The sequence below is a fragment of the Microbacterium sp. genome, assembly GCF_052099035.1.
GTDB lineage: Bacteria > Actinomycetota > Actinomycetes > Actinomycetales > Microbacteriaceae > Microbacterium.
Genome location: NZ_JBQDSX010000067.1, coordinates 1 through 14,223 on the forward strand (window position 1 = coordinate 1; position 14,223 = coordinate 14,223).

The following is a 14,223-nucleotide window of genomic DNA, read 5'->3' on the forward strand; positions in this document are numbered from 1 at the left end:
GGAGTGCAAGACCCGGTAGCCTGGAACGGCAAGCGCGGGTGGGAAGTGAATCCTCTTTCGATTCGAAGCATAACGCTCCGAAGCCCGCCAAAGTCTAACAGAAGGCAAGGCGAAGTGACGACTCCGGCTCACGAACATGATCATGACGAGCGCAACGAGCGCTGGCAGCAACAAGAGGATGCAGCATCCGCTGCCACTCGCGACATCGCCGACGTTCCCGCGGTCGAGGTCATCACGACGGCGGCCGTCCACCTCATGAGCGCCGGCGCGGTCAAGCTCGGGCTCGCCGACGACCCGGACTCGCAACTCGACCTCGACGAAGCCCGCAAGCTCATCAATGCGCTCGCCGGCCTGATCACCGCTGGTGCCCCCGAGATCAGTGACATGCATGCGCGGTCGCTGCGCGACGGACTCCGGTCGCTGCAGCTCGCTTTCCGCGAAGCATCCACGATTCCCGACCCGATCGGCAAGGGCCCCGGCGAGAAGTGGACCGGGCCGGTCAACTAGCCCTGCCGGTGGGGGCTACGCTGCGCGGCGGAGTTTGACCGTCAAGGAGTCCACGAGAACGGCGATGCGGTCGTCAGCTGACCAGCGCTGAGCGAGGCGGGCGAGCACGGAATCGAGTGTCTCGCGTTCCAGACCGTCGACCAGTTCGAGGATGACGATCAGCTCCGGGCCGTGCAGACGCCCCTCAGCGTCACCGGGCGCAACGGCGATGTCGATGACCGCGAGCTCGTGCGCGATGCTCTCCTGCAGAGCAGTGAACACCTCGGGCGACAGAAAGCTCGGCTCCCATGCATGCCCCTGGGCAACAGCCCAGACGGCGGGTCTCCGGATGACGAACTCGGTCTCGGAGGTCGGATCCAGCACGATCAGATCCGTGTCGTCGGATGAGGCGGCCAGAGCTGCACGCACTGCCTCGACGGGAATCGGTCGCGCCGTGGCATCCCATTTCTGCATCGCGTTCACCGACGAGAACACCGGTTGGACCTTGCGCCCGTCGGGTGCTGCGACGGTGACGATCGACAGCTCCTGAGTCTTATCGACCGCGAGCCCGCTCGGGGCGACGCCCTCCTCGCCCCTCTCCGCAATGAGAGGGATCAGGACGCGTGCGGTGCGGAAAGCATCCACGACCTCGACCTGACTGCCGTCCCCCGCATGGAAGCGCAGCAGTGCGGCGAGCAGGGCAGGATCGGCGGAGCCGTCATCCCCTGCGTGTGGATTCGATTCGAAGCTCCGTCCCTCCCAAGGGACGCCGGCAGAGTCTCCGGGGGTATGAGCCCCGTGGTCGCAGGTGTCGTCAGTCTCCGGCGACATCCAGCGCCTCAGCCAGCGTGAAGGCACCGGCGTAGAGCGCCTTGCCGACGATCGCACCCTCGACTCCGAGGTGGACGAGCTCGCGCAGCGCCGCGATGTCGTCGAGGCTGGAGATTCCGCCCGAGGCGACGACCGGCTTCGGCGTACGCGAGGTGACCTCACGGAGGAGATCGAGGTTCGGTCCACGCAGCGTGCCGTCCTTCGTGACGTCCGTGACGACGTAGCGGCTGCAACCGGCGTCCTCGAGCCGCTCGAGGACCTCCCAGAGATCGCCGCCTTCTTTGGTCCAACCGCGAGCAGCGAGCGTGGTGCCGCGCACGTCGAGTCCAACAGCGACGGCCTCGCCGTAGCGGCTGATCACGTCGGCCGCCCACTCGGGATTCTCCAGCGCGGCAGTGCCGAGATTGATACGGGCAGCGCCGCTCTCCATTGCGGCTTCGAGGCTCGCGTCATCACGGATGCCGCCGGAGAGCTCGATGTTCACGTTTCTGTGCTGCTTGATGACCTTGCGCAGGACCGCGGTGTTGCTGCCGCGTCCGAAAGCCGCATCGAGGTCGACCAAGTGGATCCATTCGGCACCCTGGTTCACCCACTCCGCAGCGGCCTCCAATGGATCGCCATAGCTCGTCTCGGAGCCCGCCTCACCCTGGGTGAGACGGACGGCCTTGCCACCGGCGACGTCGACAGCCGGCAGAAGCGTGAGCGCTGGAATTGACGCGAAGTCGTTCATGTCATCCTCAGGGTGTGGGAAGTGCACCGGGCACGGGCACGACACCCGACACTAGTCCGCCTCGACGCCGGGTTCAAAACGTCGACGTCATCAGAGACTTTCGACCCAGTTCTTGAGCAGGCGGATGCCGGCATCGCCCGACTTCTCGGGGTGGAACTGCGTCGCTGAAAGCGGTCCGTTCTCAACGGCCGAAAGGAACGGATCACCATAGGTCGTCCAGGTCAGCTTCGGTTGCGGGAACGGCGGGATGACGTCGAGTTCCCACTTCTGCGCGGCGAAGGAGTGGACGAAGTAGAAGCGCTCGTCTTCGATCCCACGAAACAGGATGCTGCCCTCATCCGGGGTGACCGTGTTCCAGCCCATGTGCGGGAGCACCGGTGCATTCAGCTCAGTGACCGTTCCCGGCCACTCCCCCAGGCCCTCGACATCCTGACCGCGTTCGACTCCCCGCGCGAAAAGAACCTGCATGCCGACGCACACGCCCAGGACAGGACGACCGCCTGCCAGGCGCCGCTCGATGATCTCGTCGCCGCCGCGCGCTGACAGTGCGGCCCGCACCGCCGCGAAGGCGCCGACGCCGGGCACGAACAGACCGTCGGCATCCAGCGCTTCGCCGCGGTCACCCGTAAGACGCGCGTCAGCACCCGCGGCGATCAGTGCCTTGACGGCTGAGTGGACATTGCCCGACTCGTAGTCGTAGACGGCGACTGTGGGCTTGCGTGTCACAGCGCGCCCTTGGTCGAAGGCACGCCCTCGACCAGCGGATCGAGCGACTTCGCCTGGCGGAATGCCCGCGCGAAGGCCTTGAATTCGGCCTCGGCGATGTGGTGCGGGTCGCGTCCGCCGAGCACACGCACGTGCACGGTGAGTCCGGCGTTGAATGCGATCGCCTCGAAGGAGTGCCGAACGAGGGATCCTGTGAAGTGACCGCCGATGAGGTGCTGCTCGAATCCTGCCGGCTCGCCACTGTGTACAAGGTACGGACGTCCGCTGATATCGACCACGGCCTGGGCGAGAGCCTCATCGAGCGGCACGAGCGCGTCACCGTAGCGGGAGATGCCGGACTTGTCGCCGAGCGCTTCGAGGATCGCCTTGCCGAGCACGATCGAGACGTCTTCGACGGTGTGGTGCGCATCGATGTGCGTATCGCCGGAGGCTCGAACGGTGAGGTCGGTGAGCGAATGCTTGGCGAACGCCGTCAGCATGTGATCGAAGAACGGCACCGACGTATCGATGTGGCTCTGGCCGGTTCCGTCGAGGTTCAGCTCGAGCTCGACGGTCGACTCGGACGTGACGCGGGAGGCCTGGGCTGTGCGAGGGTCTCGGGCGGTGCGGGAAGCGCTCATGACGCCGAGTCTATCGACGCGAGCGCGTCGAGGAACGCCGTGGTCTCGGCCTCGGTCCCCGCCGAGACTCGCAGGTGGTTCGGGATGCCGACGTCGCGGACGAGCACGCCGCGTTCGTACAGCGCTTCGAACGTCGCGCGCGGGTCGGCCACTGCACCGAACAGCACGAAGTTCGACCAAGACTCGTGAGGCTGGTAGCCGAGAGCTTCGAGCGTCGCGGTGATCCGGTCACGCTGCTCGATGATCTCGTCGACCATCCCTAGCATGGTTTCGGAGTTGCGCAGCGCTGCCGTCGCGGCAGCCTGGGTGAGCGCGCTCAGGTGGTAGGGCAGACGTACGAGTCGCAACGCATCGATGAACGCGGGGTCGGCGGCGAGGTATCCGACGCGCGCGCCTGCGAAGGCGAAGGCCTTGCTCATCGTGCGCGATACCGCCAGTCGTGGGCGCCCTTCGAGAAGGGTGAGTGCGGAGACCGCGTCTCGCGGAGCGAACTCGAAATACGCCTCATCGACGACCACGATGCCGCGGGCGGCCTCATAGACGGCCTCGATGACATCGAGACTGAGCGGGGTTCCGGTCGGGTTGTTGGGCGTGCAGAGGATCACGACATCGGGGTCGGCCTCTGCCACCTGGGCTGCGGCATGTTCTGCCGTGATCGAGTAATCGGGCTCACGCGTTCCCGCGACCCACTGCGCACCAGTTCCCTGGGTGATGAGCGGATACATCGAGTAGGTCGGGGCGAACCCGAACACCGTGCGCCCGGGGCCAGCGAACGCCTGCATGATGTGCTGCAGGACCTCGTTGGATCCGTTCCCTGCCCAGATCTGGTCGATCTCGAGGCCGTGGCCCAGATAGTCAGCGAAGGCCTCGCGGAGCGCGGTGAACTCACGGTCCGGATAGCGGTTCACTTCGCGCAGCGCGAGCGCGATGTCGTCGAGGATGTCGCTCGCGACCTCGTCCGGAACCGGATGCGTGTTCTCGTTGACGTTCAGCGCAACGGCCAGTGGAGCCTGAGGTGCACCGTAGGGAGTGAGCCCGCGAAGATCGTCGCGGAGGGGAAGGTCGCCGAGTGAAGCAGTCACCCTTCACATCTTAACGGTGCGATCAGTTGACGTACTCGGCCGGGAGCGCGAGCTGCTGCCCCACCTGAAGTGATCCTGCGCCCAGCGCGTTGAGTCGCTGGATATCACCGATCACTGCGCGAGGGTCAGCAGCCGGGGCCACAGACTCTGCAATCGACCACAGCGTGTCGCCGGGCATGACGACGACGGTCTCGAACGATGCGGTCGGGACGGTCTCACCGGACGCGATTGCTGATCCGCCGCCGATTGCAGCGAACGCGATGCCGATGGCGAGCGGGAGAGCCGCAAGAGCGACGAGCACGCGGCGCCCGCGGACGGTCAGTCGAAGCCGCGTCGCCGGGCGAACGGGAAGGACTGCCGGTGCTGCGATGCTGATGGTGCTCATGGGATTCTCCTCTGCCTCTGGCGTAGCGTTCGCATTCACCACTCGGCCGGGAGTGGCGAATGCGAAGCTACGTACCGAATGTATCTTCGAATTCGAACATCTGTCAAGACTTCTTCGAAACCGAACCGTCAAATCTCTCGACACGCTCGAACAGATCTTCCTTATCGGGCCGTTTCTCGGATACGGTTTCGATAAGGCCACCCCACCACGGGCCACCGACATTCGAAGAGCGGCACCGAAATCGCGCACGAAGGAGCACCCATGAGCGACAACTCCGCCATTGACGCAGAGGCGCCTCGCACTCGTCGGCGCAAGAATCTCAGCCCGAAACAACTGGCGATCCTCGAGGTCATCCAGACCTCGATCGCCAAGTACGGCTATCCGCCGAGCATGCGTGAGATCGGCGACGCCGTGGGGCTGAAGTCGCTCTCCAGCGTCACGCACCAGCTCGGGCAGCTCGAACTGAGCGGATACCTTCGCCGCGATCCGGGTAAAACCCGTGCCATGGAAGTCCTCATCGACCTGCCCGGCACCAGTGGTGAGAATCCCGCCGACTCCAGCACCCCTGTCGGCGATGCGGCGATGGTGCCGCTCGTCGGGCAGATCGCCGCGGGGGTGCCGATCACCGCAGAGCAGCAAGTCGAAGAGATCTTCCCACTGCCGCGCCAGCTGGTCGGCAAGGGTGAGCTGTTCATGCTCAAGGTGTCGGGCGAATCGATGATCGACGCCGCGATCTGCGACGGAGACTGGGTCGTCGTGCGAACGCAGAACACCGCAGAGAACGGTGAGATCGTCGCCGCAATGCTCGATGGCGAGGCTACGGTCAAGACCTTCCGCCAGCGCGACGGACACACCTGGCTGCTCCCCCGGAACACGTCGTTCGAGCCCATCCTCGGCGACGACGCCGTGGTCCTGGGCAAGGTCGTTGCGGTGCTCCGCGCGGTCTGACCCCGGGAGTTCCCGCCGAGGCCCCCTCGGGCCACCGACGCCCCCTCGCAGATACGTATCTGCGAGGGGGCGTCGGCGCAGAGAGGGGGCCTCGGCGTCAGCAGCAGCTCGGTGTCAGAGGCTCCGCATAGGCTCGAGTCATGCTCTTGCCGTACGGAACCTGGCCATCGCCGTTCGCCGCCGCGCACATCGCTTCGTCGGCACCGAGGATCGACGGGGCGCGCTTCGTCGGTGACGAGATCTGGTGGGGTGAATCAGTTCCCGCCGAGGGCGGGCGCGTGACGGTGCGCAGCTCCTCCGGCGCCGTATTGCTCCCGGATCCCTGGAACGCCCGCTCCCGCGTCCACGAGTACGGCGGCGGGGCATGGACGGCGGATGCCGACGGCACCCTGTACTTCGTCAATGCCCAGGATCAGCGGGTGTATCGGATGCCGCGTGACAGCGTGCCCGAGCCACTCACGCCGGTGGGCGCCGATGGAGCAGGCCCGAGTCATGGCGGACTGCGCGTGCAGAACGGTCGCCTGCTCGCGGTGCGCGAGGATCTCACCGTCGAGCCGCATCTGCGCGGGATCGTGGAGATCCCGATCGACGGCTCAGCTGCGGATGACGCAGCGGCTGTGCGTGTCTTCGCCGAAGGTAGGTCCTTCTTCGCGCATCCGGCACTGTCGCCGGATGGCCAGCGCGTCGCTTGCGTCGAGTGGAGCGGGATGAAGATGCCCTGGCAGCGGGCGTCGCTGTGCGTCAGCACTGAGGCTGGCTCGCCCGTACCGCTGGGCACGACTGCTGCCCTGCAGCCCTCCTGGCTGTCCGATGACGAGCTGCTGTATCTCGATGACCGCCCGATCACCGGCACGGGTCTCGGCGAACCCGTGCGCTGGAGTCTGCACAGGGTGCGGGTCGGTGCCGATGGCGCACAGGAGTCACCCCGGATCATCGCACCGGCGGACGCCGACACCGGCTATGGACTGTGGGTGCTGGGCAACCGGTGGTATCAGCCCTTGGACGACGGTCGTATCGTCGCCGTCCGCACCAACGGGTCCGATGAGGTGGTCCTGATCGGCACCGACGGCACCGCGCGAACCCTCGAGGTCCCCGCCAGCGCGCATGTCAGCGTCGATGACATCTCAGGGTCCCGCGTGCTGCTCTCCGGCGGCGGTTCCGCTGTCGAGGCGGGTCTGTGGACAGTAGACGTCGATTCCGGTGAAGTCACTCGCATTCGCGGCGGTATGCCGACCGATCCGCAATGGATGCCGCCGGCCGCCCAGATCACGATCGACGGAGCCCACGGCCCGGTGCATGCCTTCGACTATGCTCCGGCGAATCCCGACGTGACAGCTCCTGACGATGAACGGCCGCCCTACATCGTGTTCGTGCACGGTGGCCCGACCGCACATGTCGCCGGCGCGGCATCCGCGGCGATCGCGTTCTACACAAGCCGCGGAATCGGCGTGCTCGACGTGAACTACGGCGGCTCCACGGGCTTCGGCCGCGCCTACCGGGAACGGCTCGACGGGCAGTGGGGCATCGTCGACGTCGACGATGTGCTGGCTGCAGCCCGGGGGCTTGCCGACTCCGGCCGGGCGGACCCGGCCCGCATCGCGATCCGCGGCGGATCGGCCGGGGGCTGGACGGTGCTGTCAGCGCTGGTGCGCGGAGGCGTTTTCGCGGCGGGAATCAGCCGCTACGGCGTCGCAGACCTGCGGATGCTGGCGCAGGACACCCACGACTTCGAGAGGTTCTACATCGATGGGCTCGTGGGCCCGCTGCCGGATGCCGAGCAACTGTATATCGACCGTTCACCGCTCACCCACACCGATCGGATCGACGTACCGGTGCTGCTGCTGCAGGGCGAGGATGATCGCGTAGTCCCGCCATCGCAGTCCGAGGCCATCCGTGACGCGCTGGCGGAGCGTGGCGTCCCGCACGAGTACGTGGTCTATCCCGGTGAAGGGCACGGTTTCCGGCGGGCGGAAACGATCGTCGATGCTCTGGAGCGCGAGCTCGCGTTCCTCGGCCGTGCCTTCGGGTTTGCGCCGGCCGGCCCCTGACGCTTCGACAGGCTCAGCGGTCGAGGGACGGCTACTCCCCCGTGCGATTGCGAAGCCGCATGGCTCGCTCGGCCTCGCGGGTGTCCTGCCGTTCGCGCAGCGTCTGACGCTTGTCGAACTCGCGCTTGCCCTTCGCCAGGGCGATCTCGACCTTCGCGCGTCCGTCGAGGAAATACAGCTTCATCGGCACGAGCGTGTAACCGCCTGCCGAGACGGCGTGCTCGAGCTTGTGGATCTCTTCACGGTGCATGAGGAGCTTGCGGATGCGTTTGGCCGAGTGGTTGGTCCAGTGACCCTGCGAATACTCCGGAATGTGCACCGAGTCGAGGAAGATCTCATTGCCCTTGATGAACGCGTATCCGTCGGACAGATTGGCGCGTCCCTGGCGAAGTGACTTCACCTCAGTGCCCGTGAGCACCATGCCCGCCTCGTACGACTTCTCGATGGTGTAGTCGTGACGGGCGCGACGGTTGGTTGCGACGACCTTCTCCCCGCGTTCCCTGGGCATGACGGTTCCAATCTTCTGGGTGACAAGCCCTTCAGCTTACTAGGTGCGCAACCACCGGCGGATCGCGAAGCCGGCTGAAAGCGCGGCGAGAATCACACCGATGGCGATGAGGATCGGCACGACGATGATCGCGTCCTGCATGCTCACCCAGGTGGTGATGAAGGGCACACGGCCCTTCAGATAGCCATCGACGCCGAAGTGCATACCGGCGATCACCGCGCCGCTGGCAAGTGCAGATCCGAGGAATGCGGCGAACACGCCCTCGAGGACGAACGGCGTCTGGATGAAGCGGTTGGACGCACCCACCAGGCGCATGATCCCGATCTCCTTGCGTCTCGCATACGCCGACAATCGGATCGTCGTCGCGATGAGCAGGACCGCTGCGATGAGCATCAGCGTGGCGATGCCGACGGCGATATAGGTCGCCACCGTCAGCGCGGAGAACAGCGGATCCAAGTACTGGCGTTGATCCAGAACCTCTTCTACCCCGTTCACACCACTGAACGCCTCGACGATCACCTGCGACTGGTCGGGATTCTTCAGCGTGACCCAGAAGGTCTCGAACATCTGGTCTTCGGTGAGGACGCTCGCCTGCTCCTGACCGATCTGATCGATCAGATTCGCATATGCCTCGGCCTTCGTCTCGAACCGTGAGTCTGTGATCAGCGAATTCAGCGCGGGGCCCTCGAGCTCGGTGCGCACCTGATCGATCTGCTCCTCGGTGGCGGCACCATCAAGGCAGGTCTTTGCTTCGGAGACCGACGAGCACATGTAGACGGCGACCTGAGCGCGCTCGGTCCAGTAGTCGCGCATCGTCGAGATCTGCCCCTGCATGAGGATCGCAGCTCCCACGAACGTCAGCGAGACGAAGGTCACGAGCACGACGGAGATCACCATCGAGACGTTGCGACGAAGGCCGCCGAGGGCCTCCATCAGAATCAGTCCAACTCTCACGAGGTCGGCCCCACTTCGTCGTCATCGTCCGTGGCGGACAGGCCCAGCCTGTCGGCCATACCGAGCTCGGCGACGTCGAGGTCGGAGAGATCAATCGGATGAGTGTGCGACCCTGTCCTGCCCGGCGCGGCCGGTTCTGCAGAGTCGGCCGTGGAATCCGCATCCCGTGCGGCCTTCATCGAAGCCAGCATCTCGGCGTTGAGCGGCTCGAGAGACTCGGTCTGCCGCTGCACCTCCTGCACGGCAGTGAGAGCGGCCGTCGCGGCGGCGCCGCGTTCCTCCTGCGGCACCAGCTGCGGGATCATCGAACGATCGCCGTACCCACCGTGGATCTCGTCGCGCACGAGCTCACCGTCACGCAGCTCGATGACGCGTCGCTGCATCTGGTCGACGAACGCCGCCTCGTGCGTGGCCATGAGCACGGTGGTCCCGCCGGCGTTGATGCGCGCCAACAGCTGCATGATGTCGACCGAGGTTCCGGGGTCGAGGTTTCCGGTCGGCTCATCGGCGAGCAGCACCTGCGGACGGTTCACCAGCGCGCGGGCGATCGCGACACGCTGCTGCTCACCGCCGGAGAGCTCATGCGGCATCCGTTTCTCTTTACCGGCCAATCCGACCAGCGCGAGCGCCTCCGGCACTGCCTGCTGCACGAAGCCGCGCGAGGAGCCGGTGACCTGAAGGGTGAAGGCGACGTTCTGGAACACAGTCTTGGTCGACAGCAGTCGGAAGTCCTGGAACACCGAGCCGATGTGCCGGCGGAAGTACGGGACCTTCCGGTTCGCGAGCGCGCGAAGATCTCGTCCGAGGACAGCAACGCGTCCGGAGGTGGGAATCTCTTCGCGGAGGATCAGCTGCAGGCAGGTCGATTTGCCCGAGCCCGACGCTCCGACGAGGAAGACGAATTCGCCCCGCTCGACTTCGAAGTCGATGCCCGCGAGGGCCGGTCGCTTCGTGCCGCGGTAGCGCTTGGTGACGTTCTCGAACCGAATCATGGCGTTATGAGCCTAAGTGCGGGTTCGTGCTTCGTCGCGAGCGACACCCTGAGTGTTCGGCGACACCGGGGTGGCTACTCGTCGTCGACCTTGCGCTTGCGCCAGCGGATGCCGGCCGAGATGAAGTCATCGAGGTCGCCGTCGAACACAGCGGCCGGGTTGCCGGACTCGTGTCCGGTGCGCAGATCCTTCACCAGCTGCTGACCGTAGAGGAAGTACGAGCGCATCTGGTCGCCCCAGCTCGCGGTGATGTTACCGGCAAGTTCCTTCTTCGTCGCTGCTTCCTTCTCTTTCTGCAGCAGCAGAAGCCGGGTCTGCAGCACGCGCATGGCAGCTGCGCGGTTCTGGATCTGCGACTTCTCGTTCTGCATCGAGACGACGATGCCGGTCGGAAGGTGCGTCAATCGCACAGCCGAGTCCGTCGTGTTCACGGACTGCCCACCGGGACCGGAGGAGCGGAACACATCGACGCGGATGTCGTTCTCGGGAATCTCGACCTCGGTCGCCTCTTCCATGAGCGGGATGACCTCGACGGCAGCGAATGAGGTCTGCCGCTTGTCGGCGGAGCCGAACGGGCTGATGCGGGCCAGCCGGTGCGTGCCCGCCTCGACCGACAGCGTTCCGAACGCGTAGGGAGCTTCGATCTCGAAAGTGGCCGACTTGATGCCGGCGCCTTCGGCGTAGGAGGTGTCCATCACCTTCGCGGGATACTTGTGGTGCTCTGCCCAACGCAGATACATGCGCATGAGCATCTCGGCGAAGTCGGTGGCATCGTCGCCGCCGGCACCCGAGCGGATCGTGATGATGGCGCTGCGATCGTCGTATTCGCCATCCAGCAGCGTCTGCACCTCGAGCTGGCTCATGACCTTGTTCAGCGCAGCGAGCTCGGTGCGCGCCTCAGCGGCGGACTCCTCGTCCTCCATCTCGTTGGCGAGTTCCACGAGAACCTCGAGGTCATCCAGACGCTGGCCGATCTCACTCACCCGCTTGAGGTCGGCCTGCTTGTGGCTGAGGGCGCTGGTGACTTTCTGCGCCTTCTCCGGATCGTCCCAGAGGTCGGGGGCGCCGGCCTCCTCGCTGAGCCGAGCGATGTCGGTCTGGAGTCGCGTGATGTCGACGACCTCGCTGATGTCGCCGTATGTGTGCCTGAGCGCCTGAATTTCGGCGGAGAGATCGAGTTCGAGCATGACGGTTCAGCCTACCGTGATCGGCTGGGAGGTGTGGGCGCCCCGGACGAGTAGCGTGAACCGGGTGAGCAGTGCGTCGACGGTTCTGAGGCAGTTCGGGCCGATGGTGTACCTGCCGACGGTCCTGTTCTCCCTGGGCGAGGGTGCGGTCATCCCCCTGATCCCCGTGATCGCGGCGAACATGGGGGCGGACGTCGCATCCGCGGCACTCGTCGCCGCGGCACTCGTGGTCGGACAGCTGTGCGGCAATCTTCCGGCCGGCTGGGCGGTCGCCCGCATCGGCGAGCGCTTCACGATGGTCGTCGCCGGAATCATCTCTATGGTCGCCGTGGTCGGGATGGTGCTCGCTCCCGTGATCGCGGTATTCGCGGCATCCGTCTTTCTGCTGGGTTTCTGCGCCGCCGCGTTCGGCCTGGCGCGGCATGCATTCATGACGACGCGCGTCCCCCTGCCGTTCCGCGCCCGCGCGCTGTCGCTGCTGGGTGGCAGCTTCCGGCTCGGCGTGTTCATCGGTCCATTCGTCACTGCCGTTCTCCTGCAGGTGTTCGGCGACGAGCACGCGGCGATCTGGTTCTTCCTCGGATGCCTCGTCGTGATGGTGCTGCTGGTGCTTCTCGGCCCGGACCCGGAGAAGACCAACCCCGTGGTCCTGGCATCGTCGCCGCTGGCGGAGGACTCGGGCGAGGCGGTCAGCGGCTCAATCCCGACGTACGAGCGCGCGGGGATCTTCGTGACGATGTGGCGATTCCGCGGAGTGCTCGGCCGGCTCGGTCTCGCTGCGGCATCCCTCTCAGCGGTGCGGTCCGCGCGCCAGGTCGTGCTGCCGCTGTGGGGCGTGTCTCTCGGTCTCGACGCGCAGACGATCGCGCTGGTCGTAGGCGTATCGGGAGCGATCGACTTCGCCCTGTTCTACGCGAGCGGTCAGGTCATGGATCGATTCGGGAGACTGTGGGCGGCAATGCCGGCGATGGTGCTGATGGGCGCGGGCTTCCTCGCGCTCTCCTTCACGCACGATGGGGACTCCGCCGTGCTGTGGTTCGGGATGCTGGCCGCGGTGCTCGGGGTCGGCAATGGCCTCTCAAGCGGCATCCTGCTCACCCTCGGTGCGGATGTCGCTCCCAAGACGAACCCGGCCCCGTTCCTCGGCTCCTGGCGGACGCTGACCGACGCCGGTGGCGCCGTGGCGCCGCTCCTCGTTTCCGGTGTCACCGCCGTCGCATCGTTGTCGGCCGCCGCTGCGGTCATGGGTGTCGTCGGCTTCGTCGGAGCCCTCGGGTTCATCCGCTGGATTCCGCGGTTCAGCCCTCGACGCGATCGTCGCGATTAGCCACGGCTCATGCCCGTCACCGCAGAGCCGTGCGGCTCGTCGCGGTGGCTTCGAGCGGAACGCCGGCAGGCACGAAAGCGGAGAAGAGCGGCGGATGCCAGTCGGCGGCTACCGTGACCTGCGCCGATACTCCATCGGGAGCGGATGCCGACACCAGCGCAGCCTCGGATGCCATCGCGTCGACGATCGCGACCGCCTGTTCACGGACGCCCTCGTCGGTGAGTTCTGCGCGCACTCCCTCGCCCTCGACGACGAGTGTGAACCCATCGGCGCCGGCGAGAGCCGCTGCATCCGCGAGCGAATCCAGGCGCTTCTGCGCGATGTACAGATCAGTGGCGCAGGTGCAGACGAAGATCACCGCGATCGCTAAGACGATATAGCCGAGTAGCAGCGGCAGGATGCTGCCCTCATCGTCCGCGCCCCTGCCTCGTCGTGTCATTGCGCACCCCACAGCCGCGAGACCTTCTGGGCTGCGGCGGCCTGCAGGGGAATCTGCGTGGCGCGTTCGAGCCCGAAGATCTCGGGAACGAACGGAAGGGAGACATGAGTGCTCACGGTGACGATCACCGTCGCACCGGCAGCGGGGCACTCCGCACCTCCCGGATTGCAGGTCACGGAGACCTCGACATCGGCGGCATCCATCCCGTATTCGTCGATGACGCTGGCAAGCATCGCGTCCCCGCTTTCGGCGGCAGCATCCGCGTTCTCGGCCTGGCCGATCACTCGCGCGGTGTGCCGGGCCGCAGCCTCTGCTCCCAGCATCGTCTCCTGCACAGCACCGAGCGTGAGCACGAGATAGGCCAGTGGCACGAGCAGGATCACCCCGACCGTGAGGAATTCCAGAACGGCGGTGCCTTCATCATCAGTCGCCCAGAGATTCCAGCGGCGCATCCGCATCCACCTCCATCGCGTACGGGACGCCGAGCAGACCGATGATCGGGAGCGTGGTGCGTACGGTCACCACCGCAGTGGGATGGCCGAGTCGAATGCTCTCGCTCACGGCGATGTCAGCGGCGTACGAGTCGCCGACGGCGCGGGAGATCGACAGCCGCGTGCGCTCGGCCCCATCGGCCAGGCTCGTATCGGCGAGCGCCGCGTAGTGCGCGCCCTCGGCGGCGGCATCGTGCACCACGTTGCGCACGTAGACGGCGAAGCCCAGCTGGAGGACCGCGAGGGTGAGCGTCGTGAGCAGCGCGCCGACGAGTACGAAGTCGACGGGACTCGACCCTCGATCATCGGCCATCGCCGCCCACCGGCGCATCTCAGAGTCCGGAGACCTTCGAGATGGCTTGCTCGAACAGTCCGCTCAGCGCTGGTCCGGCTACGGCCCAGATGAGTACGACCAAGCCGGCCGTCATAAGTGTGACCAAGACCCATCCGGGCACGTCACCGGATTCGT

The 14,223-nt window shown here is 66.1% G+C and carries 17 protein-coding genes; 4 read left to right on the plus strand and 13 right to left on the minus strand.

Features of this window, described 5'->3' with window-relative positions; translation table 11 throughout:
- The first annotated feature begins 114 nt into the window (after nucleotides 1-114).
- Nucleotides 115-507, plus strand: a complete 393-nt coding sequence (locus ACTIAO_RS14735) for a DUF1844 domain-containing protein (protein ID WP_441906950.1) — start codon at nucleotides 115-117, stop codon at nucleotides 505-507.
- 15 nt (nucleotides 508-522) lie between these two features.
- Here ACTIAO_RS14735 and ACTIAO_RS14740 read toward each other — a convergent pair whose 3' ends face one another.
- The 6 genes from ACTIAO_RS14740 to ACTIAO_RS14765 form a co-directional block, all read right to left on the minus strand.
- A complete protein-coding gene (locus tag ACTIAO_RS14740; RefSeq protein ID WP_441906951.1) occupies nucleotides 523-1,317 on the minus strand; it encodes an SseB family protein in 795 nt (264 codons plus the stop codon).
- A complete protein-coding gene (gene priA, locus ACTIAO_RS14745; RefSeq protein ID WP_441906952.1) occupies nucleotides 1,301-2,047 on the minus strand; it encodes a bifunctional 1-(5-phosphoribosyl)-5-((5-phosphoribosylamino)methylideneamino)imidazole-4-carboxamide isomerase/phosphoribosylanthranilate isomerase PriA in 747 nt (248 codons plus the stop codon). Before priA ends, ACTIAO_RS14740 begins: the two co-directional genes overlap by 17 nt.
- A gap of 90 nt (nucleotides 2,048-2,137) precedes the next feature.
- Entirely contained in the window at nucleotides 2,138-2,773 is a 636-nt protein-coding gene (gene hisH / locus ACTIAO_RS14750; protein WP_441906953.1) for an imidazole glycerol phosphate synthase subunit HisH, read from the minus strand.
- Nucleotides 2,770-3,393 carry an imidazoleglycerol-phosphate dehydratase HisB gene (hisB, locus tag ACTIAO_RS14755; protein ID WP_441906954.1) on the minus strand — a complete coding sequence of 208 codons (624 nt, stop codon included), beginning with the start codon at nucleotides 3,391-3,393 and terminating at the stop codon, nucleotides 2,770-2,772. Before hisB ends, hisH begins: the two co-directional genes overlap by 4 nt.
- Entirely contained in the window at nucleotides 3,390-4,475 is a 1,086-nt protein-coding gene (locus tag ACTIAO_RS14760; protein WP_441906955.1) for a histidinol-phosphate transaminase, read from the minus strand. Before ACTIAO_RS14760 ends, hisB begins: the two co-directional genes overlap by 4 nt.
- A gap of 22 nt (nucleotides 4,476-4,497) precedes the next feature.
- Entirely contained in the window at nucleotides 4,498-4,860 is a 363-nt protein-coding gene (locus tag ACTIAO_RS14765) for a LysM peptidoglycan-binding domain-containing protein (protein WP_441906956.1), read from the minus strand.
- 261 nt (nucleotides 4,861-5,121) lie between these two features.
- Here ACTIAO_RS14765 and lexA point away from each other — a divergent pair, with 261 nt between their 5' ends.
- Nucleotides 5,122-5,808, plus strand: coding sequence for a transcriptional repressor LexA (gene lexA / locus ACTIAO_RS14770; RefSeq protein ID WP_441906957.1), 687 nt, complete (start codon nucleotides 5,122-5,124; stop codon nucleotides 5,806-5,808).
- Between the two features lie 140 nt (nucleotides 5,809-5,948).
- Nucleotides 5,949-7,856 carry an alpha/beta hydrolase family protein gene (locus ACTIAO_RS14775; RefSeq protein WP_441906958.1) on the plus strand — a complete coding sequence of 636 codons (1,908 nt, stop codon included), beginning with the start codon at nucleotides 5,949-5,951 and terminating at the stop codon, nucleotides 7,854-7,856.
- Between the two features lie 31 nt (nucleotides 7,857-7,887).
- Here ACTIAO_RS14775 and smpB read toward each other — a convergent pair whose 3' ends face one another.
- From smpB to prfB, 4 genes are all read right to left on the minus strand, one after another.
- The gene (gene smpB / locus ACTIAO_RS14780; RefSeq protein WP_441906959.1) at nucleotides 7,888-8,364 is read right to left on the minus strand and encodes an SsrA-binding protein SmpB; all 477 of its coding nucleotides are present in this window, start codon (nucleotides 8,362-8,364) and stop codon (nucleotides 7,888-7,890) included.
- A 39-nt stretch (nucleotides 8,365-8,403) separates the two neighbouring features.
- Nucleotides 8,404-9,318 carry a permease-like cell division protein FtsX gene (gene ftsX, locus ACTIAO_RS14785; RefSeq protein WP_441906960.1) on the minus strand — a complete coding sequence of 305 codons (915 nt, stop codon included), beginning with the start codon at nucleotides 9,316-9,318 and terminating at the stop codon, nucleotides 8,404-8,406.
- Nucleotides 9,315-10,310 (minus strand): cell division ATP-binding protein FtsE, encoded by a 996-nt coding sequence (ftsE, locus tag ACTIAO_RS14790; RefSeq protein WP_441906961.1) that lies wholly within the window; start codon nucleotides 10,308-10,310, stop codon nucleotides 9,315-9,317. Before ftsE ends, ftsX begins: the two co-directional genes overlap by 4 nt.
- A gap of 74 nt (nucleotides 10,311-10,384) precedes the next feature.
- Complete coding sequence (gene prfB / locus ACTIAO_RS14795) at nucleotides 10,385-11,497, minus strand: peptide chain release factor 2 (protein ID WP_441906962.1); 1,113 nt, start codon at nucleotides 11,495-11,497, stop codon at nucleotides 10,385-10,387.
- Between the two features lie 103 nt (nucleotides 11,498-11,600).
- Between prfB and ACTIAO_RS14800 the strand changes: the two genes are divergently transcribed.
- A complete protein-coding gene (locus ACTIAO_RS14800) occupies nucleotides 11,601-12,824 on the plus strand; it encodes an MFS transporter (protein WP_441906967.1) in 1,224 nt (407 codons plus the stop codon).
- A 16-nt stretch (nucleotides 12,825-12,840) separates the two neighbouring features.
- Here the strand turns inward: ACTIAO_RS14800 and ACTIAO_RS14805 are convergent, their stop codons facing one another.
- The 3 genes from ACTIAO_RS14805 to ACTIAO_RS14815 are packed head-to-tail and all read right to left on the minus strand — an operon-like array spanning nucleotide 12,841 to nucleotide 14,067.
- Complete coding sequence (locus ACTIAO_RS14805; RefSeq protein WP_441906963.1) at nucleotides 12,841-13,263, minus strand: pilus assembly protein TadG-related protein; 423 nt, start codon at nucleotides 13,261-13,263, stop codon at nucleotides 12,841-12,843.
- Entirely contained in the window at nucleotides 13,260-13,715 is a 456-nt protein-coding gene (locus ACTIAO_RS14810; protein WP_441906964.1) for a TadE family protein, read from the minus strand. The genes ACTIAO_RS14805 and ACTIAO_RS14810 overlap by 4 nt, the downstream gene beginning before the upstream one ends.
- A complete protein-coding gene (locus ACTIAO_RS14815) occupies nucleotides 13,687-14,067 on the minus strand; it encodes a TadE/TadG family type IV pilus assembly protein (RefSeq protein WP_441906965.1) in 381 nt (126 codons plus the stop codon). Before ACTIAO_RS14815 ends, ACTIAO_RS14810 begins: the two co-directional genes overlap by 29 nt.
- Nucleotides 14,068-14,223: the final 156 nt, after the last annotated feature.

Bases quoted from the DNA above. Each gene is read 5' to 3' on its own strand.
- lexA (WP_441906957.1), top strand. From the start codon at position 5,122: ATGAGCGACAACTCCGCCATTGACGCAGAGGCGCCTCGCACTCGTCGG.
- ACTIAO_RS14805 (WP_441906963.1), bottom strand. From the start codon at position 13,263: ATGACACGACGAGGCAGGGGCGCGGACGATGAGGGCAGCATCCTGCCG.
- prfB (WP_441906962.1), bottom strand. From the start codon at position 11,497: ATGCTCGAACTCGATCTCTCCGCCGAAATTCAGGCGCTCAGGCACACA.
- ACTIAO_RS14765 (WP_441906956.1), bottom strand. From the start codon at position 4,860: ATGAGCACCATCAGCATCGCAGCACCGGCAGTCCTTCCCGTTCGCCCG.
- ACTIAO_RS14810 (WP_441906964.1), bottom strand. From the start codon at position 13,715: ATGCGCCGCTGGAATCTCTGGGCGACTGATGATGAAGGCACCGCCGTT.
- ACTIAO_RS14740 (WP_441906951.1), bottom strand. From the start codon at position 1,317: ATGTCGCCGGAGACTGACGACACCTGCGACCACGGGGCTCATACCCCC.
- ACTIAO_RS14815 (WP_441906965.1), bottom strand. From the start codon at position 14,067: ATGGCCGATGATCGAGGGTCGAGTCCCGTCGACTTCGTACTCGTCGGC.
- hisB (WP_441906954.1), bottom strand. From the start codon at position 3,393: ATGAGCGCTTCCCGCACCGCCCGAGACCCTCGCACAGCCCAGGCCTCC.
- smpB (WP_441906959.1), bottom strand. From the start codon at position 8,364: ATGCCCAGGGAACGCGGGGAGAAGGTCGTCGCAACCAACCGTCGCGCC.
- ACTIAO_RS14800 (WP_441906967.1), top strand. From the start codon at position 11,601: ATGGTGTACCTGCCGACGGTCCTGTTCTCCCTGGGCGAGGGTGCGGTC.
- ftsE (WP_441906961.1), bottom strand. From the start codon at position 10,310: ATGATTCGGTTCGAGAACGTCACCAAGCGCTACCGCGGCACGAAGCGA.
- priA (WP_441906952.1), bottom strand. From the start codon at position 2,047: ATGAACGACTTCGCGTCAATTCCAGCGCTCACGCTTCTGCCGGCTGTC.
- ACTIAO_RS14775 (WP_441906958.1), top strand. From the start codon at position 5,949: ATGCTCTTGCCGTACGGAACCTGGCCATCGCCGTTCGCCGCCGCGCAC.